Here is a 21,917-nt window from a genome sequence, read left to right on the forward strand (position 1 = left end):
ACCTCACTGGCTTTTCAGTATGAAGGTACCATTAACTACAGAACCCGAGCGGTTTAACTGCCCTTGCTCAACCACAAACTGCTTTTCCAATTTAAGGCGCGCTTGTTCAAAGCTTTCAAAATCATTACTTTGAACTTCAAGGCGAATTTCACCCCGATTGCCATCATATTTAACACTTTGCAACTGCATGTTCGGTACGCTGCCGATACTGCTGGGCAACTTCGACAACCACTCCAACATCGAACCATTGGCTTCACCGCCAGAGAGCCGAGCAGCTTCATCATTCATCAGTCTTTTCAGGTAACTGATGGTGGGTATTTTCTGTTTATCAGGGAAAACCGCGCGAAAAACACGTTCACTCTCCGCTCGATAAGCATCGGCTTGCGCTTCGTAGTGCCCTGCTTGCAAAAGATGGTGGCTGGTTGAAATTACAATCAACACCGCGGCCGCTAATGCGCATTTTTGCCATACTTGCCAATGCTTCAAAAACGAGGACTTGGTTTTAAAACTTCCCGTCAGTAAAGTCACTTTGCTCGCTATTGCTTGCTGAGTCAGCAACGCCATGACTAAATGAGGCTCGGCCTGTTGCCAATGTTGCCCTTCAGCCAATGTCAGCTCAGGGAGCGGGGTATACGCCTCTAGCGGTAAATAGTGCCCCTCTTGCTTGACCCATTCTGAAGCACTAAACAGCGTTAACCACTGCGGTTCAATGCTCACCCCTAAATACTCACCTTTACGGATTAACCATTCTTGGCCGATCTGCAGTGCCGACAACCCCTCTGATGCAGGGATAGCCAACACATCCGGTAATACCTTTTTCACGTCAAAACCCGCGGCTTTGAGCTCATCTAAGCGGGTACGCAACCAAGCACGATCCACCCCGACAACGTAAGCAGTGGAAGCGGTTTTATGCAAAATTGAAAAATGCAGCTCATCCACATCTTGTGCGATCTCATCTTCGATTAGATAAGGCAACATTGACTCTAAGCGACGAGCCGCCCCTGATGGAATCGCGACCTCAGTGAGAACTAAATCACTGGCAGCGAGCAGCACAATCGTGGCGCGTTCAGCCGCATAGCTAGAGAGCTGAGATAGCTGCTCCCATCCGGATATTTCACCGCTGGCAATCACTTCTTGCTGCTGTGTTGACCACACCAGCCAAGGTATTTCAGCGTCTTGTTGACTACTCAGCCGAACGGTCAGAAACTCGCTCACTGATCCCTCCAAAGCGACGGCGTATGACCGTTGCGGTTTCTCTATTATCACTAAACAATAAACTGCGAATACGAACTCGCGAGTCATCAACCAAGATTTGAGCATCCAGTTCAAAATAAGCACTATCGACAGCTAGGTACTGTTTCGCCTCTTCTTTCACTTTGCTCTCCACAGCAGCCAATGCGGCCTCTGCGAGAAAATTGTCTACCGAAGCCCAACCATCAAATGGTCGGCTCTCGAGTAAGTTTTTTGCATCCCCTTCACTTAAGTGCGGGCTGAACATCGCCACCAATAACTTGGCATGATCAGGTTCCAAGGTATTGATATTCAAACGCCAATCATCAGTGGGGAGAGTACAGATATAAGGCGCTATTTTATTCATTACATCACCGCTCACCTGCTGAACCGCGCGCAACTCACTGTTATCCGCAAGTAAACTATTCGCCGCCAGATAAGCAGGAGACATTGATTCATACTGGCTGTCTTCTACGCCATAAGAGGACTGCACATCTGAATCGCCATCAATATACTCCCAAGCCGAATCGGCAATCACTTCGGCTTGATAGCTGTCGACCTCAAGCTCTTCCAATAACCGTTGCAACACTTGCACTAAATAGGGTTTTTCGACACTCCCTGCCGCAGGTCTGGCTCTCGAGAGTACATTCAGGTTAAAACAAGCCTGTTTATCAAGGATGCGCCCTTTTAGAGTGCCGTAATCCAATGGATACGTTTGCTCTTTCATCGCCCAAGGTTGACTTAAGTTAATCGTTTCGTTGTCTTTGTAGCTCTGCTCGATAGCCACTTTAGCTAAAGCTTCACTGCCCACACTATACCAATAGGCTTGCTGGTAACTAATTTGATTATTCGCTCTTTGAAACTGTGTGAATAAACGCTCGGACATGGTTGCGGCAATCGACACCATAATCGCCAACAACAGCAAGATAACGATTAACGCCACACCGCGTTGGGATCGATTAGGGTGCGCCATTATTATCAGCCTCTTTATTGGTCGAATTGATGCCACCACCAGCAGTAAGGTAGATACGCTCAATCTCGCCATAATCTTTCAGCGCCAATTTCACGGCCACCGCCTGTGGGATTTTCAAGGCATCACTCCACTCTTCACTCCATTTATCTTGGTTATAAAAGCGCAGCGATAGTGACTCAACATCATGTAACAATGGCGTGATGATCCCTTCTTGCCCTGCAGGAGTATCAGGATAACGCCACCATATACGCTCTAACACGCCCTCTTTAATTCGGTAGCCGACCTTAGTGACTTCCCCGCGTGGAAATTGCTGCTGTGGGTTATGCCAACCTAATCGTGCAAACAGCACTCCTTTTTGATCGGAGTCGAGCAAGTACTCTTTCCAAATCAGCATCTGTTGACTTGGCTCTTCACCATTGGTGCGAAATTGACGCGTTGCCATCTGCCGAAAATCGCCATCCATTAACACCATGGCGCGCTGCAATTCGTTCAAACGTTGGCTACGTTGGGCTGAAATCTCATTACTGCGCTGGACTTGGTTCAATACTTGGTAAGCACCAACGCTCAAACTAGCGAAAATCGCAATCGCCACCAGCACTTCAATCAGGGTAAAGCCTTTGTTCCGTTTATTTGGCGACATAACTTCTCACTGTCACCAAAGGTGATCCTTCTTTTTCACTAGCCACGCTGACATCAAAAGCTTTCAATAAATTATCCGCAGTGGGTACTAAAGTGACTTTCCAATACCAGGTTCGACCCGCCAATACTTCACTGCCATTTTTCGCTTGTACGTTTTGAGGAGTAAGCATCACTTGCGCCATCTGATTATCCACTACCATGGCGGCAAACGCTTTTTCTTCCAAATAACTCACGGTATTGATGTGTTGGCTGACCGAACGGATCACACTGATGGAAGCGGTGGCAAAAATAGCCAGCGCCACCAAGACTTCTAACAGCGTCATCGCTTTTTGTTTACCCATCGATCGCATCTCCCGGAGCGAACAGCGTGATTTCCCCGTTTTCTTTCACTACCACTCGCCAGCCTTGCTCTGCATCTTGCTGATTAAGATGGATGCTCAGGACAAAAGGCGTCAGCTCACCACTCGATAAAATAAACACTTGTGGTGGTAGCTGCTTTTTCTGTTCGTTTTCATCAGCAAACTTATCGTCATCAAACAGACTGCCCGGTTTGAAGAGTCGATCATCGTTTTTCCATGCACTTCCTCCCAGCTCAAACTGGAGAGATAACCCCTCAGGCAGTTGGAGCTGTGAAGCCATTTTCTTGCTCTCTAGCGGCTGCCATCCCTTGTCCTCCATCGATAGGAAAACCAGATGCGATTTTTTTTCATCGACCCGCAAACCAAAATCTTTGCCACTGAGAATGGCTTCTTCATTGCTCAGTTGTAGACGTTGATAAAGGCTCATCGCGTACTGTTTCGCATCATCCTTGTTCGTGCTAGGTAGCGTCGATATAACGGCCACAGCACTGAGCGAGAGCAGCACGAGCACCAGCAGTATTTCGAGTAGGGTAAAACCGCGTTGAGATAGCATCAGATAAATGGGGCGGCTAAGGCCGCCCTCTCTCTTATTGGAAATCTTGCATGTTCCAGTTGCCTATGTCGGCACTGGCGCCTTCGCCACCCTCTTGACCATCAGCACCTAGCGTGAAGATATCAATCGTACCGTTATCACCAGGGCTTAAGTATTGATAAGGGTTGCCCCAAGGGTCATTTGGCAAACGGCGAATATAACCGTTATCGCGGTAGTTGCGTGGCTCAGGATTCGACGGCTTGGTCACTAGCGCTTCTAAGCCTTGATCTGTCGTTGGGTACACGCTGTTGTCTAATTTATACATATCCAACGCATTTTCGAGTGCGACAATATCGGTAATCGCTTTTTGTTGGTCAGCTTTTTCTTTATTACCGAGCAAATTAGGCACCACAAAACTCGCCAAAATACCCAAAATAACCACAACTACCATCACTTCAAGCAAAGTAAAGCCCGACTGTTTATTTGTTTTTGTTCTCATTCCAATCTCCAACATAGTTTGGTCGTTATCATTGCAGAATTCAGTCATGATCAACGACTCATTAAATTATTCATTTCTAAAATCGGCATCAAGGTCGCCATCACGATAAACAGTACCAACCCAGCCATCAATGCAATCAATGCCGGGGTAAAAATACCTAATGCGATGTTGACCGTCGATTCAAAACTCGCGTCTTGGTTATCGGCCGAGCGCGTCAGCATACTTTCGAGCTCACCACTTTGTTCACCACTGGCGATCATATGCAGCATCATCGGTGGAAATAACTTGGTTTGCTCAAGCGCTTTACGCAAGCTCGACCCTTCGCGAACATTGTCAGCCGCCAACAATACTTGTTGCTTGACGTATTTATTGGACATCACATCCACCGCTACACGCATCCCATCCAAAATAGGAATCGCACTGGAGGTACAAATCGACAAAGTTCGCGCAAAACGCGCGGTGTTGAGACCGCGAGTGATTTTGCCAATCAACGGCATGCCGATGATTTTTTTATCCCACTTCAACCGCAAATTCGGCTTGCTTAACAACCATCGGACGAGATAAATCAAGATCACCAATAGCACCAGCAATTGGACACCCCAATGCTGGATAAAATCACTTGAGGAGAGTAAAAATTGAGTCGACTTCGGTAATTCTTGCCCCATTTGGACAAATTGTCCGACGATTTTAGGCACCACAGCCGCCAGCAAAAAAGCCACAATACACACCGCGAACACCACCAACACCACTGGATAAATCATCGCTTGTTGTAACTTGGAACGCATTTTTTGGCGATTTTCAGCATAGTCCGCTAAACGCTCAAGCACCGAATCCAAATGACCTGATTTTTCGCCCGCTTCAACCATCGAACGAAACAGGTCATCAAAGATATGTGGATAATCACCCAAGCTGTCTGACAAGGTATAACCCTCGGTCACTTTGGAGCGAACAGCGGCCAACATGGTGCGAATACGCGGCTTTTCCGATTGTTCAGATACCGCTTTCAAACACTCTTCCAATGGCATGCCTGACTGCACTAAAGTGGATAACTGGCGAGTAATGAGCGCTAAATCCGGTGTACTGATACCGCGCTTAAAACTCAAAGGCGATTGCTCACGCTGAGCTGCTTTCGCTTGCGTCTCAATGAGTTCAATCGGTATAAGCCCTTGCTCTTTTAAGCGCTGGCGAACCTGCCGAGCATGGTCCCCCTCAATAACACCCTTTTTTTGTTTGCCTTTGGCGTCGAGCGCTTTATATTCAAATGCCGCCATTATGCTTCCTTCGTCACTCGCATCACTTCTTCAAGTGAGGTAACGCCTTTCAGCACTTTATCAAGCCCGTCATCACGAATGCTCGGTGTTTTCGCCCGCACCGCTTTTTCAATTGCTTGCTCTCCGGCTTCGCTATGAATTAAGGCTTGTACTTCATCATCAATCAGCAACAATTCATGTATACCCGTTCGGCCTCGATACCCTTTGTGATTACATTTGTCACAGCCCTTCGGACGATACAGTGTCAGCGACTCTTTTTTCTTACAATTGAACAGTTTTTTCTGCTCATTGTCTGCTTGGTAGGCCTCTTTGCAATCTGGACATAAGGTACGCACTAAGCGTTGTGCCAATACGCCAAGCAGCGATGATGAGATCAAAAAGGGTTCAATTCCCATATCGCGCAAACGTGTTATCGCACCGATGGCGGTATTGGTGTGCAAAGTCGACATCACCAAGTGCCCAGTTAAAGACGCTTGTACCGCAATCTGCGCGGTTTCTAAATCACGAATTTCCCCAACCATGACCACATCCGGGTCTTGACGCAAAATAGCACGTAATCCTCGCGCAAAAGTCATGTCCACTTTAGGATTGACTTGAGTTTGGCCGATACCATCAATATCGAACTCAATCGGGTCTTCAACGGTTAAAATATTACGCTCGTTGCTGTTGAGTTCTTGTAGGCCAGCGTACAAGGTGGTGGATTTTCCTGAACCGGTTGGACCCGTCACCAAAATAATGCCATGCGGTCGTTTGATTAATTGACGGAAGCTTTCGTGGTTGGCGGCCGTCATTCCTAGACTGTGCAGATCTAAGCGCGTGGCGTTTTTATCTAGCAAACGCATCACCACACGCTCACCGTGAGACGAAGGCATGGTGGACACGCGAACATCGACCGCTCGACCGCCAATGCGCAATGAAATGCGTCCATCTTGTGGTACACGTTTTTCAGCGATATCAAGCTTAGCCATTACTTTGACACGTGAAACCAGCAACGGCGCTAATTTACGACTCGGCGCTAACACTTCACGCAGTACCCCATCGACACGAAAACGAATCGACAAGATTTTCTCAAAGGTTTCAATATGAATATCCGACGCGCCCTCTTTGATCGCTTCGCCAAGCATGGCGTTGATCAATTTGATGATGGGCGCATCGTTTTCTGACTCTAACAAATCTTCATTTTGTGGCAGCTCTTCGGCTAATGAGAAGAAATCATCACTGTCAGCACCGATATCTTCCATTAATTGTCGCGCTTCTGACGAGTCTCGTTGGTAAGCTTGGGTTAACTTACTTTCAAATTCGGCCAGTGAAATTTCAACCAAGTTGAGCGGCTGTTTCACGACTCGTTTCACTTCGACTAATGATTCGATAGCCAGCGGAGCGACATAAAATAACGTCGGCAGCTCGTTGTCTTCTACCAGCTCTAATACCAATTTAAAACGATTGGCAAAGCTAAACGGTAAACGACGGTAGTGAGGTTGCGACAAAACTTCGGTCATTGCTGTTTTTCCATTTGTTCGATAAAGGCTTGTACTTCCGCAGAATGAGTACGGTCATCACCAAACTTAGGCAGCACAGGAATATTGTCGTTCGCCATCAACTTCAAACCGCGATCAGCGTTATAGAGCTGCTCAGCACGAATGTAGTTGTACTTACGCTGAGTGATGCCATCGGCCGTCATGCCATCACGAATGATGGTCGGCTTAATAAAGACCATCAGGTTTTTCTTCTCAACTTGGGTACTGGTCGATTTGAACAAATAGCCTAAAACCGGTATATCGCCTAATAGTGGGACTTTGGATTCACTTTCGACCGCGCGCTCATCAATCAACCCCCCCAGAACTAACATTTGCCCGTCTTGAATGATGACCGATGTATTTAATTGACGCTTTGCAAAACGGACATCGACGGCACCATTCGCTCCTAATACGTTGGATACCTCTTGTTCAATTTTCAGTTGAACTGAGTCGCCTTCGTTGATTTGTGGTACCACTTTCAGCTTGATACCGACCTCTTTGCGTTCTACGGTTTGGAAAGGATTATCGTTATTTGCGCCCGCGCTCGAACCTGTCAAAACAGGCACCTCTTCGCCCACGATGAAGGAGGCTTCTTCATTATCCATCACGGTAATGCTCGGTGATGACAAGATGTTCGAGTTGGAGTCACTCGACACGGCGCTGATAAGGGCCGTCCAGTCGCCCATCACTAAGCTCATGGCTGCACCATTGACCGCACCGAGCGCTGACGCCAAAGTAGAGTAATCCCCTTTGGTGGTGGTGTTTTCATTACGCAAGAAAGTACCATCAGAATTATAAACAGCTTTACTGGTAGTGGTATCTTTGGCTTCTTCTAAACCAATCATTACCTTACCGATTGGCGCGCCCGCGTTGCCATACTGAATCACAGAACCATTGTCGAGTGAGCCCCATTGCACGCCTAAGTTGATGCCATCCCCTTCAGCCATTTCAACAATCAGCGCTTCAATCAATACCTGAGCGCGACGAATATCCAACTGCGCAACCACATCTTCTAGCTCTTTCATGATGTCTTGCGGGGCGGTAACAATTAACGAATTGGTCGGCGCATGTGCTGAAATCATCACTTCGGTGCGTTGTGAACTTTGCCCTGTTTTTTGCCCAGACTGTTTCTCGGCCTGCAAGTTGTCAGACACCCCTTTCAACACATCAACCAAATCTTCCGCTTTCGCATTCTTAAGGTAAATGACGCGGTTATTACCTCTGGTCGCCATTTCGACATCAAGCTGAGTGATCAATCGCTTTAGGCGCTCACGAACTTTAGGATCACCTGAGATCAAAATCGAATTGGTACGATCATCGGCCACCAGCTTAGGTTGCAAAAACTCTGGGGTATTTTTGGCATCCGTGGTTTTGTTTAATGCCTCCACAATACGCACCATTTCAGCGGCAGATGCATTACTTAGTTCCACAACCTCGATGTCTTTGTCACCAGCTTGGTCAACTCGTTTGATGATATCGGCTAAACGGTTGACGACCGCAGCACGACCTGTAATCAAAATAATGTTCGCCGGATCATAATGCACTACGTTGCCCGCTCCTGCGTTATCGATCAACTGGCGCAGCAAAGGTGAAAGCTCTCGTACCGAAACATTCCGCACCGCAACAACGCGCGTGATCACGCTATCACCGTTCTCTTTTCCTTCATCGCCAACCACAGGAATCGCAGACGTTTTGGCATCTTTCGACTTGATCACTTTGAGCACGCCGTTGTCCATTTCCACCACGGCAAAACCATACACTTCCAATACATTCAAAAAGAAGCTGTAGTATTGCTCTTCATTAAGCGTGTCATAGCTGCGGACATCGACTTTCCCTCGAACTGAAGGATCAACAATGATTGTTTTTTCAAGATTACGGCCCACGATATTGATGAATTCTTGAATATCGGTGCCTTTAAAGCTGGCACTAAAATCGTTTGCCATGGCTAACGGCGATGACAACAAGCCACCCATCAATAACCATGTCGTTTTGTTTAACCAATGCTTCACGTCTTACTCCCTAAACTCATGCTCATGCATCAGTCTGTCTAAAATTGGATATAAATGTCATGGGATTGCCCGTCTCTTTCAACTGTTAAGTTCATTTCGGTTAACTCAGAGACTGACTGAAAAATCTTATTCATGGCGTCCGGGTCCGTTAAATCCTGACCGTTTAACGCGATTGCGACATCGCCATCTTGTAGCCCTACCGACTCAAACAGCTCAGGAGATTGCCCGGGGCTCACTCGGTATCCAAGCACTTTGTCATCACGTTTCACTTGCGACAGGCGTACATATTTAAAGATTTCTTGCGGATTGCTGGCAATAGCGGCGCGAATGTCATCCAACTTCTCTTCTGCAGACGCTGGGTTATTACCACGCACATTCGATGCAACAACGCGCTCAGGCGTTGCTACACTCGGTTTATGATAGTCAATTCCATCCAACATCAAGGTTTCATCGCGCCCTGAGTTATCAATAATAACGCGATCATTGAACACCGCTTTCAATTTGACACGGGTTCCTTCAATGACTTCGTTAACACCATAGGTCGATTGACTGCCACGATTTGCGATTACCGCTAGACTCTTACTCGGTTCATTGCTCGCCACCACCCCAACCAATAATAAGCTAAGGCTGGTTTTAGGTGCATCTTTGACCACAGGCTGTGCGGCTTCGACCTTCTGCTCGCTATAGCGACCAAATAAACTTCCTTGTTGTAAAGAAGAGAGATCAAGCGAACGCGCCGCATTCGGCGTTGATGCGATTGCTCTTGGAGACCAAGGCGTTATATCAACCGCGTTTTGCTGAATCAGCCACACCATTTTTCCTAGAATCCAAGCCGACGTGACCAGCAATACTAAGGTAAGAAATTGGCTGATTTGTTTCTGCCATTGCGGTATTTTTTGTAGCAAACCTGCTTGCCATAAGCGAGATGAGGTCATACTGCTAAAATCGATTCGCCTCAAAAGATGTCCTTACTGATATTTTCTTACTTCAACCATGATATTTCACATTCATGAGCCGTTAGCCAGACGAAAACCGGCGGATTGGCCTCAAACTATACTTCCATTTCATTTAAACTATGCTTCCATTTAAATGGAACAGATACATAAGACCGCGAAGATCGCGCTACAAAAACACATTAATATATCATAGGAGACATTCTCGTCATTTTTACTGACATTATTTTGTCGGGTAGCTTGAAAATCTGGAACCAAAACACCATTGTAAAGGCCATAAAACGTACAAGACTAACTCCCTTTGAGGCACATTTGTAGTATGAGTTCTGCGACAGAGCAAATAAGATTGGATAAATGGCTATGGGCAGCACGATTTTATAAAACGCGGTCGATCGCACGCAGTATGGTCGATGGTGGTAAAGTCCATTATAATGGCCAACGCACCAAGCCAAGTAAAATTGTCGAGCTTGGGGCAACGATTACCTTGCGCCAAGGCCAAGAAGAGAAAATCGTCACTGTGATCAATCTGTTAGGGCAAAGGCGCAGCGCGCCAGAAGCACAAACCCTGTATTCGGAAACCGCAGCAAGCATCGCCAAACGTGCCCATCATGCCGAGCAACGTAAGCTCAACGCACACAACCCAAGCCCCGAACGCAGACCAGACAAAAAAGAGCGTCGTGACATCATTAAATTTAAACATCAATAAAAGCTGGACCATGTTCCGAGGAAATAGCTAAATGGCAAATAACATTTTAAATCGCTACTTATTTGAAGATCTATCCGTACGTGGCGAGTTGGTACAATTAGACGACGCGTATCAACACATCCTTTCGAGCCAGGAATATCCAGCCCCAGTACAAAAACTTTTGGGCGAACTGCTCGTCGCAACGACCTTGCTAACCGCAACGCTGAAGTTTGAAGGCTCAATTACCATGCAATTGCAAGGCAATGGCCCAGTTTCCTTAGTCGTTATCAATGGTGATAATGAACAGAAAGTGCGTGGTGTCGCACGCTGGAAAGGCGATATTGCCGATGATGCCGACCTACACACTGTGATGGGTAAAGGTCATTTAGTTATCACTATCGAACCCAAGAAAGGCGAGCGCTACCAAGGTGTGGTCGGTTTAGAGGGTGATAACTTAGTGGAAGTGCTGGAAGGTTACTTCATCCGCTCTGAACAGTTGAAAACACGCCTTTGGATACGCATTGGTACGCAAGATGGAAAAGCCTGTGCCGCTGGCATGTTACTGCAAACTATTCCAGATGGAACGGGTACGCCCGATGATTTTGAGCACTTAGAGCAGTTAACTAACACCGTAAAAAACGAAGAGCTGTTCACCTTAGAAGCCACTGATCTGTTGTATCGCCTGTATAACCAAGAGAAAGTTCAGTTGTTCACCCCACAACCCGTGGAATTTCATTGTGGTTGTTCACGTGAACGCAGTGGGGCGGCCATCATCACAATAGGCAAAGAGGAAATTTACGACATTTTATCGTCTGAAGGATCCGTTTCTTTACATTGTGACTACTGTGGCACCAACTACTCATTTGAAGAGGCTGAGATCGCAACACTCTACGCACAAGCCTCCTCAGGAAGCGACACAATTCATTAATTTGCATGAATTAACAAGCACGAAGAAAACGTATCAGAGCCAGCTTTACGCTGGCTTTTTTTGTGATCAAAACCCAGTAAAATCAAGCCTTAAACAAACAGAATGGCGTACTTATTTTTTTAAAAGTATTAATCTTATTGATCTAGCGCAAAGGTTTGCGTACGCGATAAAATAGTTGCGCCAATATGTGACGGGACACCTAAAACCACAGGAGTGTCATGGGCAATTTTTGAACTGTGTCCCTGTTTTATCCCCCACCCGTTGCTAGCATGGTGAGCAGATAACAATTACAAACATTATTACAAAATCCCTACAAAATCTCTTACAAGGAGCACCTATGACCGTTATGGAACATACAAAGGCTGCACAACTAGACCTGACCAAATACGGAATAACCAACGTAGTCGAAGTGGTTCGCAACCCAAGCTATGAACTGTTATTTGCTGAGGAAACTCGCCCAGACCTTGAAGGCTACGAAAAAGGCGTCGTCACTGAACTTGGCGCTGTTGCCGTTGATACTGGCATTTTTACAGGCCGCTCACCAAAAGATAAATTCATTGTCAAAGATGACACCACACGCGATACCCTATGGTGGACATCTGAACAAGCGAAGAACGATAACAAACCGATTAACCAAGAAGTATGGAATGATCTAAAAGCACTAGTGGGTCGTCAACTATCCGCTAAACGTCTATTCGTTCTTGACGGTTACTGTGGTGCCAACGCAGATACGCGCCTTTGCGTGCGCTTCATTACTGAAGTGGCGTGGCAAGCGCACTTCGTCAAAAACATGTTCATTCGCCCAACAGAAGAAGAGCTAGCTAACTTCGAACCTGATTTTGTGGTCATGAATGGTGCCAAATGCACCAATGACAAATGGCAAGAGCAAGGCCTGAACTCAGAAAACTTCACTGTGTTTAACTTAACGGAAAAAATGCAGTTGATCGGCGGTACTTGGTACGGCGGTGAAATGAAGAAAGGGATGTTCGCAATGATGAACTACTTCCTTCCACTGCAAGGTATTGCTTCAATGCACTGCTCAGCCAACATGGCTAAAGATGGCGATGTGGCGATTTTCTTTGGCCTATCTGGCACAGGAAAAACCACACTCTCTACCGATCCAAAACGCGCGTTAATCGGCGATGACGAGCACGGCTGGGATGATGATGGCGTGTTTAACTTTGAAGGAGGTTGCTACGCGAAAACCATCAAGCTCTCCAAAGAAGCCGAGCCTGACATCTACAACGCGATCCGCCGTGATGCGCTACTGGAAAACGTCACAGTACGTAGCGATGGTTCGATTGACTTTGATGATGGTTCTAAAACCGAGAATACTCGTGTTTCTTATCCTATCTACCACATCGAAAACATCGTTAAGCCTGTATCGAAAGGTGGTCACGCCAATAAAGTGATCTTCCTATCTGCGGATGCATTTGGTGTGCTTCCACCAGTCTCTAAATTGACTCCAGAACAAACCAAGTATCACTTCTTGTCTGGCTTTACGGCAAAACTAGCGGGTACTGAACGTGGCATCACCGAACCAACACCAACCTTCTCAGCCTGTTTTGGCGCAGCGTTTTTAACGCTCCACCCAACACAATATGCCGAAGTGCTGGTAAAACGTATGGAAGCAGCTGGTGCTGAAGCTTATCTAGTCAACACTGGTTGGAACGGCAGCGGTAAACGCATCTCGATTCAAGATACCCGCGCCATCATTGACGCTATCTTAGATGGTTCGATTGAGAAGGCAGCAACCAAGCATATTCCAATCTTCAATCTTGAAGTACCAACCTCACTACCTGGTGTGAACCCAACCATTCTCGACCCACGCGATACTTACGTGGATCCTCTACAATGGACAAGCAAAGCTGAAGATCTCGCCTCGCGCTTTATCAATAACTTTGCCAAGTATACTGATAACGCAGAAGGTAAAGCATTAGTGGCCGCAGGCCCACAACTCGACTAAAACTGATAAGTCAGTAGCAAGCCCCTTTGATAAGGGGCTTTTTTTGTTGCTGCGTGAGGTAATTTGTTTCACTCTGTCGCAGGTAACGATTTACGAGTAAGGACACCATGAACAAGGCTTTGGCATTGCTGATTGCGATCATCGCGCTATTTCTCACTTTCATGCTGGGTATGTTTGCACTGCTACATACCTCTTATGCTACTCCCGTTGCTCAAACTCTCGTTGAACGGCTTTCGAAAGGAAACGTGACGTTTCAATCTCTTCAATACCAGTATCCTTTGCATTTTCAGTTCAACCAATTAACACTGCGGCAAAATAAGCAGCATATCCCGATAGAGCAAGCCGATATTTGGCTCAGCCCACAGCTCATTCGCGACCAAAAAATCGCCGTTGATAGCGTGCTACTTAGTGGTATCAGTCTACAAAATGGCCTTCCTACCGATTTGCGATCATGGCCCATTTCGGTGAGCCAAATCGCGCTCAATCACGCCGACATCGCCCAACAAGGTTGGCTAGCGCGTGGTGTTAACCTACAGATTAAAAATCCACATTGGCCGGATGCTCCAACAGCTCTGCCTTTCGGCGAGATACAACTCTCAGCTGAACAATTTTATTGGCAAGGAGAAGCGCTGAATAACCTACTGCTCGATATGGATTACAAACCTGCCAACAGCACCGTCTATGGGCTCTCGTTGTCATGGCGCGGCGCGGCTATTTCAGGTCAAGCCGAGCAGTATCCTCAAGGTTGGTCGCTGATCAATGTGACACTGGAAAAACTCAATCTTAGCCGAGATATGAGTCATTCCTTACGCCAATCGGGTTGGTTTCAGCTCTTTGACAAAATAGACCATATCAATAGCTTAGATATTTTAAACAGTCAGATCGAGCTTGCGGATATCAGCTTGCGTAACGTCGATATTTCGCTGGAGAACATTTATCCACACAGCAATATTTGGCAGCAGCAACAAGGTAAGTTCTCGCTGCAAGCCGACGATGCAACTTGGCTAGGTCAGCAGTGGGTGGAGCCGACCTTTAGCCTGCGCACCGAGCCGGGTAAACTGATCATTGAGGATTTTAGTAGTGAATTTAAGCAAGGTGATATTCAATGGGCGGGTGTTATCACCCCAACCTCAGCATCGCTGCAACAGCTCACTATTCGCGGTGTAAAATGGGTGAGCGAAAGCAAAGATGATTTTACGTCGCTGAGCCAGCATTGGCCGTGGGTTGATAACCTCACCATCGAGCAACTCACCATCGCCAATAGCCAACTCATTCAATTATTTGCGCCACCTTATTGGCAATTGTCTGGTGTCCATGCCAAAGGGAAGCAGTTAACTCTCGTAAAAGAAAAACGCTTGGGATTGTGGCAAGGCACGCTCAATATCAGCGCAAACAGCGCCAGCTACGATTCACTATTGAGCACGCAAAGCGTCGTTGAGATGCGCAGCGAGCAAGGCCAATGGTACCTAGATCGTTTATTCATGCCGTTAGAAAACGGCTATATCGATGCCACTGCGCGTTGGAATTTCCAAACGTTAAGTCAGCCTTGGCAAACCAACATTCATGCCGATGGGCTACCGCTAGCGGTGCTCAATAAAGTCACCCAGCTTCCCTTTACCATAGAGGGTCTCAGTGAATTGGAAGCGCAGGTCAACGGCCTCGCCGGAGACTACGCCACCTTCGCCCACTCCCTCACAGGTGAAGCAACGCTCAATATTCGACAAGGCATATTAACGCTAAGCGATCCTGAGCAAAACCTCAGCCATGAGCCGTTTACGCTCGAAGGTTTAGTCATTCACTCAGACAGAGGGCGGATGATGATTAATACAACGCCGCTGGTTGGAAAGACGCTCAAGGCAAACCTTGGTGGTCACGTGGATTTGGTCAAGTTGGAGAAAGGACAACTTAACCTTAACCTCCAACAGATGTGCCGTGAGATGCACTTCGAACTGCTCCACAACACACAGCACACCATCTATTCGTGTGATCCAGAAACCGATACTTACTCAGCCGATGATGCGGCGGCTAACAATGCCTTGTAATTGGGGATCAACATATAGGTTCCCGTAAATTCAACGGCGGGTTTACCGCCACTGGTGATAGTGACATTGACGACGATACGCGCTTTACGTCCACTGGCTAAACGATCTAAATCGCCACTGATGCCATCCAATGAAGTGAAGGCTAAAGGGTTATGCACCACAGGGTGACGATAGCGGATGCGGCTATCAACCAAAACAATATCGCCATTCAGGCTTCGCTCACGCATCAGCAACCATGCCATTCCCCATCCGGTCAAGGTGGCAAGGGTAAATGCCGAGCCTGCAAATAAGGTGTTGTGTGGGTTCAAATTCGGATTGAGCTGAGCGCTGCACTCAAATTGGTAGCCCGTATATTGAGTCACCTTAATGCCCATTTTTTCGCTGATAGGAATGTGCGTGGCCCAGCGTTCTTGCAGTTCAGTACACCATTCAGGTTTGCGAATCACATTGGCCATGGGATCAAGCGGTTTGACCATTTGTTGATGTCGCACTGGCCCGCGTTCATCATTGAGCGAGCCCCGGCGTTCAAAGCCGTTCTTTTCATAAAATGCAATCGCATCTTCACGGGCGCTACAGACTAGGCGCTTTGCACCTTCTTGACGAGCCAGTGACTCTAGCGCCACCAGCACCAAAGAGCCCATACCTTTATTGCGACGGCTACTTTTAACCGCCATATAGCGAATTTGCCCTTCGCAATCTGGCGTAATGTACAAGCGACCAATAGCAATCGGTCGGTTACGACCATCGACAATCATCCTGTGGTGGCTCATGCCATCATACTCATCACGCTCCGAGCCGATCGGTAGATGCCATGGCTCACGCAGCATTTGCCAGCGAAAATGGTAGTATTTATTCAGTTGGTTGTCGGTACTTGGCGTAATCAGTTTAAACATTTGGTTATCCCTAAATCACAGCCTCTCATACTCCGCATGATCCCAACGAAGGAGGCTCTATCCATTTCTTTATTAAACCTGAAGCCAGAATGTCACTGGGCCATCATTAATCAGCGAGACTTTCATATCTTGTGCAAAGCGGCCACGCTGAGTTGGCAAAATGTGCTCACACAAATCCGAAAAGTAATCATACAGACGCTCAGCATCAGCAGGGTGTGCACCTTTTGAAAATCCGGCACGCGTCCCCTTTTTGGTATCGGCTGGCAATGTAAATTGAGACACCACTAAAACCTGACCGTTCACTTGTTGCACGTTCAAGTTCATTTTTCCTTCTTCATCTTCAAACACGCGGTACTGAGTCACGCGTTCGACTAGACGTTTGGCCTTTGCCTCATCGTCATCTCTTTCGACCCCAAGTAGCACCAGTAAGCCTTGATTGATTTCGCCAACCACTTCCCCATCAACACGTACCGCCGCTTCACTCACTCTCTGGATCAACGCTATCACTCTGATTTCCCTTTATCATTTGCTCGGAGATAGGCAATGAGTTTAGCATTTCTTGCTCATTGCTCCAGTGCTCTTTTTCACCCAAAGTCGCCGTCACCTCCGCCCCAACGAGCACAATCATCCAGCATAAGTAGACCCACACAAACAGGATAGGGATCGCCGCCAGTGCGCCGTAAATCAGTTGATAGGAGGGAAACTGAGTAATATAAGCAGCAAACCCTTTTTTACTGAACTCAAATAAAATAGCCGCCACCATTGCCCCGACCAAGGCGTGTGAAAGATGCACTTTTTTATTCGGCACCAGCAGGTACAAACCGACAAAAGCAGAGAATGACAAAATAAAAGGTAGCCAGCGCAGCAACAAATTATAAGCACCAGAGAGTGCTTCGCTGTCAATAATCTTGAGTGAGGTAATATACGAGGTTGCCGCAATACTCGCGCCGACTAAAATTGGCCCGAGCGTAAGAACCATCCAATACATTGAAAAAGAGAGCACCATGCGCCGTTTGTTTTTAACTCGCCAAATGTAGTTCAAATTCTTGTCAATATTGGAAATCAGCATTAAAGCTGCAACGAATAAAAATGCCCCGCCCACGGCCGTCATCTTACCTGTATTCGCGATAAATTCGAGCAACGCCTCTCGCACTACATCGCCTGCGGCAGGCACAAAATGGGTGATCACAAAATCTTGAATAACCATACCGACATTGGCAAAAATAGAAAATGAGGAGAGAATTGATAACAGCACGGTAAGCATAGGTACGATCGACAACAACGTGATATAAGCCAAATAGCCCGCATTAACATTGACGCGGTCATGATCCATCCGGCTGAGTAAATAACGCGCAAACAGTAAACATTGTTTGCCAAGCTTTTTAATTTTCAAATGCCTTCTCCCTGCTTATTTTTATCATCAATCACCATTCTATACCTAAAACTGACTATATTGCAGATAAGCAAAGGGCGAGAAGTACACTCCTCGCCCTTAGATTAACTCGTTAACTTATACCATGACGGTATTAGCCACGGCTTGCACGTTTACGATCATTTTCAGTCAAATGACGTTTACGGATACGAATGCTCTGTGGGGTCACTTCCACTAGTTCATCGTCGTCAATAAACTCAAGTGCTTGCTCAAGTGTAAACTTGATTGCAGGTGACAATACTTGCGCTTCATCAGTACCAGAAGCACGAACGTTTGTCAGCTGCTTGCCTTTCAAGCAGTTCACTGTTAGGTCGTTAGAACGGTTGTGGATACCGATCACTTGGCCTTCGTACACTTCATCTGCGTGCTCAGTAAATAGGCGACCGCGCTCTTGTAGGTTGAATAGAGCGTAAGTCAACGCTTTACCTGTCGCGTTAGATATCAACACGCCGTTGTTACGTTGACCAATGTTACCGCCTTTGTGTAGGCCGTAATGATCAAACGTATGGTAAAGCAAACCTGAACCTGAGGTTAAGGTCATGAATTCTGTTTGGAAACCAATCAAACCGCGAGAAGGCATCATGAAATCAAGACGCACACGGCCTTTGCCGTCTGGAGTCATGTTCGTCAGCTCACCTTTACGTAGGCCGATTTTCTCCATCACGCCGCCTTGGCTCTCTTCCATCACATCGATCGTTACGGTTTCGAACGGTTCCATTTTCTGGCCGTCTTCTTCCTTCAAAATAACTTCAGGACGAGAAACCGCAAGCTCAAAGCCTTCACGACGCATGTTCTCAATCAGGATTGATAGGTGAAGTTCACCACGACCTGAAACGCGGAAGCGATCTGGGTTGTCGGTTTCTTCAACACGCAATGCTACGTTATGAACAAGCTCTTTTTGCAGACGCTCAAGGATATTACGTGAAGTCACGTATTTACCTTCTTTACCTGCAAACGGTGAGGTATTGACTTGGAAAGTCATGGTCACTGTCGGTTCATCAACGGATAGCGGCACCATGGCTTCAACACAGTTTTGATCACAAATGGTGTCTGAAATTTTCAGCTCACCTAAACCTGTTACCGCAATGATGTCGCCAGCGTTAGCTTGTTCAACTTCGTTACGCTCAAGGCCAAGATAACCCAGAACTGTACCAACTTTACCGTTACGTTTCTTACCATCAGCACCGACAACTGTTACTTGTTGGTTCGCTTTTACGCTACCACGAGTCACACGACAAACACCGATCACACCAACGTAAGAGCTGTAATCAAGTTGAGAAACTTGCATTTGTAGTGGGCCATCAAGGTCAACTTGTGGTGACTCTACATTGTCAACGATCGCTTGGAACAAAGGTTCCATGTTTTCGCCAACTTTACCTTCGTTAAGTGTCGCCCAACCGTTCAGTGCAGAAGCATAAACCACTTTAAAGTCGAGCTGCTCATCCGTTGCACCAAGGTTGTCGAACAGGTCGAACACTTGATCCATAACCCAATCAGGGCGAGCACCAGGACGGTCAATTTTGTTAATAACAACGATTGGTTTCAAACCGTGAGCAAAGGCTTTTTGTGTTACGAAGCGAGTTTGTGGCATTGGGCCATCAACCGCATCAACAATCAGCAAAACAGAGTCAACCATTGACATGATACGTTCAACTTCACCACCGAAGTCGGCGTGTCCTGGAGTATCTACGATGTTGATACGGAAATCATTCCAGTTAATGGCTGTATTTTTTGCAAGGATAGTGATACCGCGCTCTTTCTCGATATCGTTCGAGTCCATGACCCGCTCTTCCGTATTACCGCGAGACTCTAACGTACCTGACTGTTGCAGCAGTTTATCAACCAACGTTGTTTTACCGTGGTCAACGTGTGCGATGATCGCGATATTTCTTAATTTATCAATCTGTGGAGTAGCCATGGATTTTGCTTCACTTATTAAGGGAGTAACTCGCTTCGGCATGAGGCCGCAACGAGCATAGAACTTGATTAAAAAAACGGTCAATAATGTACCAGATTTTGGCGAAAAACCTAGAAATATGTGATCTATCGCGCTGATTTTCGCTCACCACAAGCTTAGTCCGCTACTTGCTTTAAAACAAATTGCATCAAAATGGACTAAATCAGCATTGACAAGCCTAGTAAACCTAGGCTGAATAGTGTGCGCTTTGGTAGTTAATGGTGCAACATAAAACTCAAGGCACCAAAATAGTGCAAATAAGGATCTTTTTGGTGCAGAGAAGCATTTAAATTCGACAAAGAACAACCAAAGCACTTGAAATTAAAGGATTAATTTAATTGGCACGAATTTAGCTTTGTTAGAAACAGCATCGATTAATAAGTTTAGAATGAAATTAATCAATGCTAGTTTCAATTCGATTCGGGCCATTACCGCTTTAATAACACTGGAGGTTATCCAAGATGTCAGTAGAAAACGTTCTATCGCTGATCCAAGAAAACGAAGTTAAGTTTGTTGACCTGCGCTTTACCGACACGAAAGGCAAAGAGCAACATATATCTATTCCTGCTCATCAAGTCGACGCAGACTTCTTCGAAGAAGGTAAGATGTTCGATGGTTCATCCGTTGCTGGCTGGAAAGGAATCAATGAGTCTGACATGGTGATGATGCCTGATGCATCAAGTGCAGTTCTTGACCCGTTCACAGAAGACGCAACACTTAACATTCGTTGTGACATTCTAGAGCCTGCAACCATGCAAGGCTACGATCGTGACCCACGTTCTATCGCAAAACGCGCAGAAGATTACATGCGTTCAACAGGTATCGCAGACACCGTTCTTGTCGGTCCAGAGCCAGAGTTCTTCCTTTTTGATGACGTGAAATACACCAACAATATGTCTGGTGCCTCATTCAAAATTGATGATATCGAAGCGGCTTGGAACACTGGCGCTGAAATTGAAGGTGGTAACAAAGGTCACCGCCCTGGTGTGAAAGGTGGTTATTTCCCTGTTGCACCGGTTGACTCATCACAAGACATCCGCTCAGCCATGTGTTTGATCATGGAAGAGATGGGCCTCGTCGTTGAAGCTCACCACCATGAAGTAGCGACTGCAGGTCAAAACGAAATCGCCACTCGCTTTAATACGCTAACTACTAAAGCCGATGAGATCCAAATCTACAAATACGTGGTGCACAACGTTGCGCACGCCTTTGGTAAAACAGCGACCTTCATGCCTAAGCCTCTTGTTGGCGACAACGGTTCAGGTATGCACGTTCACCAATCTCTTGCAAAAGATGGTGTAAACCTATTTGCTGGTGACAAGTACGGCGGTCTATCTGACTTAGCGCTTTACTACATTGGCGGTATCATCAAGCACGCGCGTGCCATCAACGCATTTGCTAACCCATCAACAAACTCGTACAAGCGCCTTGTCCCTGGGTTTGAAGCACCGGTAATGCTAGCTTACTCGGCTCGTAACCGTTCTGCGTCTATCCGTATTCCAGTAGTACCAAGCCCGAAAGCACGTCGTATCGAAGCTCGTTTCCCAGATCCAGCAGCAAACCCATACCTAGCGTTTGCCGCTCTTCTAATGGCTGGTCTTGATGGTATCAAGAACAAGATCCATCCAGGAGAAGCGATGGATAAAGATCTGTACGACCTACCAGCAGAAGAAGCCGCTGAGATTCCAAAAGTAGCCGAGTCACTTGAAGTGGCACTAAAAGCACTGGATGAAGATCGTGAATTCCTGACCGCTGGCGGCGTATTCTCTGATGATTTCATCAACTCATACATCACGCTAAAAGCAAAAGATGTAGAACGCGTCAACATGGCCGTTCACCCACTAGAATTTGAATTGTACTACTCGGTATAATTCTTAGCTTTAGTACAAAATGTAACTTAGGTTACGGATTTATTAGGCTCGCCTCGCAGGTGAGCCTTTTTCATATTTGGGGTTAATTCCGAACGTCGTAACATTAGCGTTACAACAATAACGGCACTCAAAAGCCGATACCCTTAACGTGAAAACATCTC

19 protein-coding genes are annotated in these 21,917 nt (G+C 46.6%); 5 read left to right on the top strand and 14 right to left on the bottom strand.

All coding sequences use genetic code 11. From position 1 onward, the window contains the following. Positions 1-3: 3 nt before the first annotated feature. The 10 genes from gspL to gspC are packed head-to-tail and all read right to left on the bottom strand — an operon-like array spanning position 4 to position 9,964. A complete protein-coding gene (gene gspL / locus AACQ42_RS05015) occupies positions 4-1,215 on the bottom strand; it encodes a type II secretion system protein GspL (protein WP_017049386.1) in 1,212 nt (403 codons plus the stop codon). Beyond that, positions 1,184-2,203, bottom strand: coding sequence for a type II secretion system minor pseudopilin GspK (gene gspK / locus AACQ42_RS05020; RefSeq protein WP_017049387.1), 1,020 nt, complete (start codon positions 2,201-2,203; stop codon positions 1,184-1,186). Before gspK ends, gspL begins: the two co-directional genes overlap by 32 nt. Continuing rightward, on the bottom strand, positions 2,190-2,843 hold the full coding sequence (gene gspJ / locus AACQ42_RS05025; protein ID WP_088731482.1) for a type II secretion system minor pseudopilin GspJ: 654 nt from the start codon (positions 2,841-2,843) through the stop codon (positions 2,190-2,192). Before gspJ ends, gspK begins: the two co-directional genes overlap by 14 nt. Beyond that, on the bottom strand, positions 2,830-3,192 hold the full coding sequence (gene gspI / locus AACQ42_RS05030; protein WP_017045697.1) for a type II secretion system minor pseudopilin GspI: 363 nt from the start codon (positions 3,190-3,192) through the stop codon (positions 2,830-2,832). The genes gspJ and gspI overlap by 14 nt, the downstream gene beginning before the upstream one ends. Beyond that, on the bottom strand, positions 3,176-3,754 hold the full coding sequence (gene gspH / locus AACQ42_RS05035) for a type II secretion system minor pseudopilin GspH (RefSeq protein WP_094166044.1): 579 nt from the start codon (positions 3,752-3,754) through the stop codon (positions 3,176-3,178). Before gspH ends, gspI begins: the two co-directional genes overlap by 17 nt. 34 nt (positions 3,755-3,788) lie before the next feature. Then, complete coding sequence (gene gspG / locus AACQ42_RS05040) at positions 3,789-4,232, bottom strand: type II secretion system major pseudopilin GspG (RefSeq protein ID WP_010319321.1); 444 nt, start codon at positions 4,230-4,232, stop codon at positions 3,789-3,791. A gap of 50 nt (positions 4,233-4,282) precedes the next feature. Further along, complete coding sequence (gene gspF / locus AACQ42_RS05045; protein ID WP_017045694.1) at positions 4,283-5,503, bottom strand: type II secretion system inner membrane protein GspF; 1,221 nt, start codon at positions 5,501-5,503, stop codon at positions 4,283-4,285. Then, positions 5,503-7,002, bottom strand: coding sequence for a type II secretion system ATPase GspE (gene gspE / locus AACQ42_RS05050; protein ID WP_094166045.1), 1,500 nt, complete (start codon positions 7,000-7,002; stop codon positions 5,503-5,505). The genes gspF and gspE overlap by 1 nt, the downstream gene beginning before the upstream one ends. Next, positions 6,999-9,029 carry a type II secretion system secretin GspD gene (gene gspD, locus AACQ42_RS05055; RefSeq protein ID WP_094149170.1) on the bottom strand — a complete coding sequence of 677 codons (2,031 nt, stop codon included), beginning with the start codon at positions 9,027-9,029 and terminating at the stop codon, positions 6,999-7,001. Before gspD ends, gspE begins: the two co-directional genes overlap by 4 nt. A 38-nt stretch (positions 9,030-9,067) precedes the next feature. After that, the gene (gene gspC / locus AACQ42_RS05060; RefSeq protein ID WP_228376488.1) at positions 9,068-9,964 is read right to left on the bottom strand and encodes a type II secretion system protein GspC; all 897 of its coding nucleotides are present in this window, start codon (positions 9,962-9,964) and stop codon (positions 9,068-9,070) included. Positions 9,965-10,301: 337 nt separating this feature from the next. Here gspC and hslR point away from each other — a divergent pair, with 337 nt between their 5' ends. The 4 genes from hslR to AACQ42_RS05080 all read left to right on the top strand — a co-directional run bounded on the left by hslR (position 10,302) and on the right by AACQ42_RS05080 (position 15,603). Continuing rightward, positions 10,302-10,688 carry a ribosome-associated heat shock protein Hsp15 gene (gene hslR, locus AACQ42_RS05065; RefSeq protein ID WP_026028320.1) on the top strand — a complete coding sequence of 129 codons (387 nt, stop codon included), beginning with the start codon at positions 10,302-10,304 and terminating at the stop codon, positions 10,686-10,688. Positions 10,689-10,719: 31 nt separating this feature from the next. Beyond that, positions 10,720-11,595 (top strand): Hsp33 family molecular chaperone HslO, encoded by an 876-nt coding sequence (gene hslO / locus AACQ42_RS05070; RefSeq protein WP_094166046.1) that lies wholly within the window; start codon positions 10,720-10,722, stop codon positions 11,593-11,595. A 337-nt stretch (positions 11,596-11,932) separates the two neighbouring features. Then, the gene (pckA, locus tag AACQ42_RS05075) at positions 11,933-13,561 is read left to right on the top strand and encodes a phosphoenolpyruvate carboxykinase (ATP) (protein ID WP_013855443.1); all 1,629 of its coding nucleotides are present in this window, start codon (positions 11,933-11,935) and stop codon (positions 13,559-13,561) included. Between the two features lie 107 nt (positions 13,562-13,668). Beyond that, positions 13,669-15,603, top strand: a complete 1,935-nt coding sequence (locus tag AACQ42_RS05080; RefSeq protein ID WP_094166047.1) for an AsmA family protein — start codon at positions 13,669-13,671, stop codon at positions 15,601-15,603. On the opposite strand, the gene AACQ42_RS05085 is transcribed toward AACQ42_RS05080, so the two are convergent. The 4 genes from AACQ42_RS05085 to typA all read right to left on the bottom strand — a co-directional run bounded on the left by AACQ42_RS05085 (position 15,564) and on the right by typA (position 19,846). Further along, positions 15,564-16,496: a bifunctional GNAT family N-acetyltransferase/hotdog fold thioesterase gene (locus AACQ42_RS05085; protein WP_017043511.1), complete on the bottom strand. Its 933-nt coding sequence runs from the start codon at positions 16,494-16,496 to the stop codon at positions 15,564-15,566. The two genes, AACQ42_RS05080 and AACQ42_RS05085, sit on opposite strands and share 40 nt — an antisense overlap. Before the next feature lie 72 nt (positions 16,497-16,568). Then, on the bottom strand, positions 16,569-17,003 hold the full coding sequence (gene dtd / locus AACQ42_RS05090) for a D-aminoacyl-tRNA deacylase (protein ID WP_013855445.1): 435 nt from the start codon (positions 17,001-17,003) through the stop codon (positions 16,569-16,571). Then, a complete protein-coding gene (locus AACQ42_RS05095; RefSeq protein WP_094166048.1) occupies positions 16,975-17,889 on the bottom strand; it encodes a virulence factor BrkB family protein in 915 nt (304 codons plus the stop codon). Before AACQ42_RS05095 ends, dtd begins: the two co-directional genes overlap by 29 nt. Before the next feature lie 133 nt (positions 17,890-18,022). After that, positions 18,023-19,846 (bottom strand): translational GTPase TypA, encoded by a 1,824-nt coding sequence (gene typA / locus AACQ42_RS05100; protein WP_094166049.1) that lies wholly within the window; start codon positions 19,844-19,846, stop codon positions 18,023-18,025. A gap of 500 nt (positions 19,847-20,346) precedes the next feature. Between typA and glnA the strand changes: the two genes are divergently transcribed. Continuing rightward, complete coding sequence (gene glnA / locus AACQ42_RS05105; RefSeq protein ID WP_017043509.1) at positions 20,347-21,756, top strand: glutamate--ammonia ligase; 1,410 nt, start codon at positions 20,347-20,349, stop codon at positions 21,754-21,756. Positions 21,757-21,917: the final 161 nt, after the last annotated feature.

The sequence above is a fragment of the Vibrio sp. V12_P9A6T4 genome (assembly GCF_963874835.1).
GTDB lineage: Bacteria > Pseudomonadota > Gammaproteobacteria > Enterobacterales > Vibrionaceae > Vibrio > Vibrio anguillarum.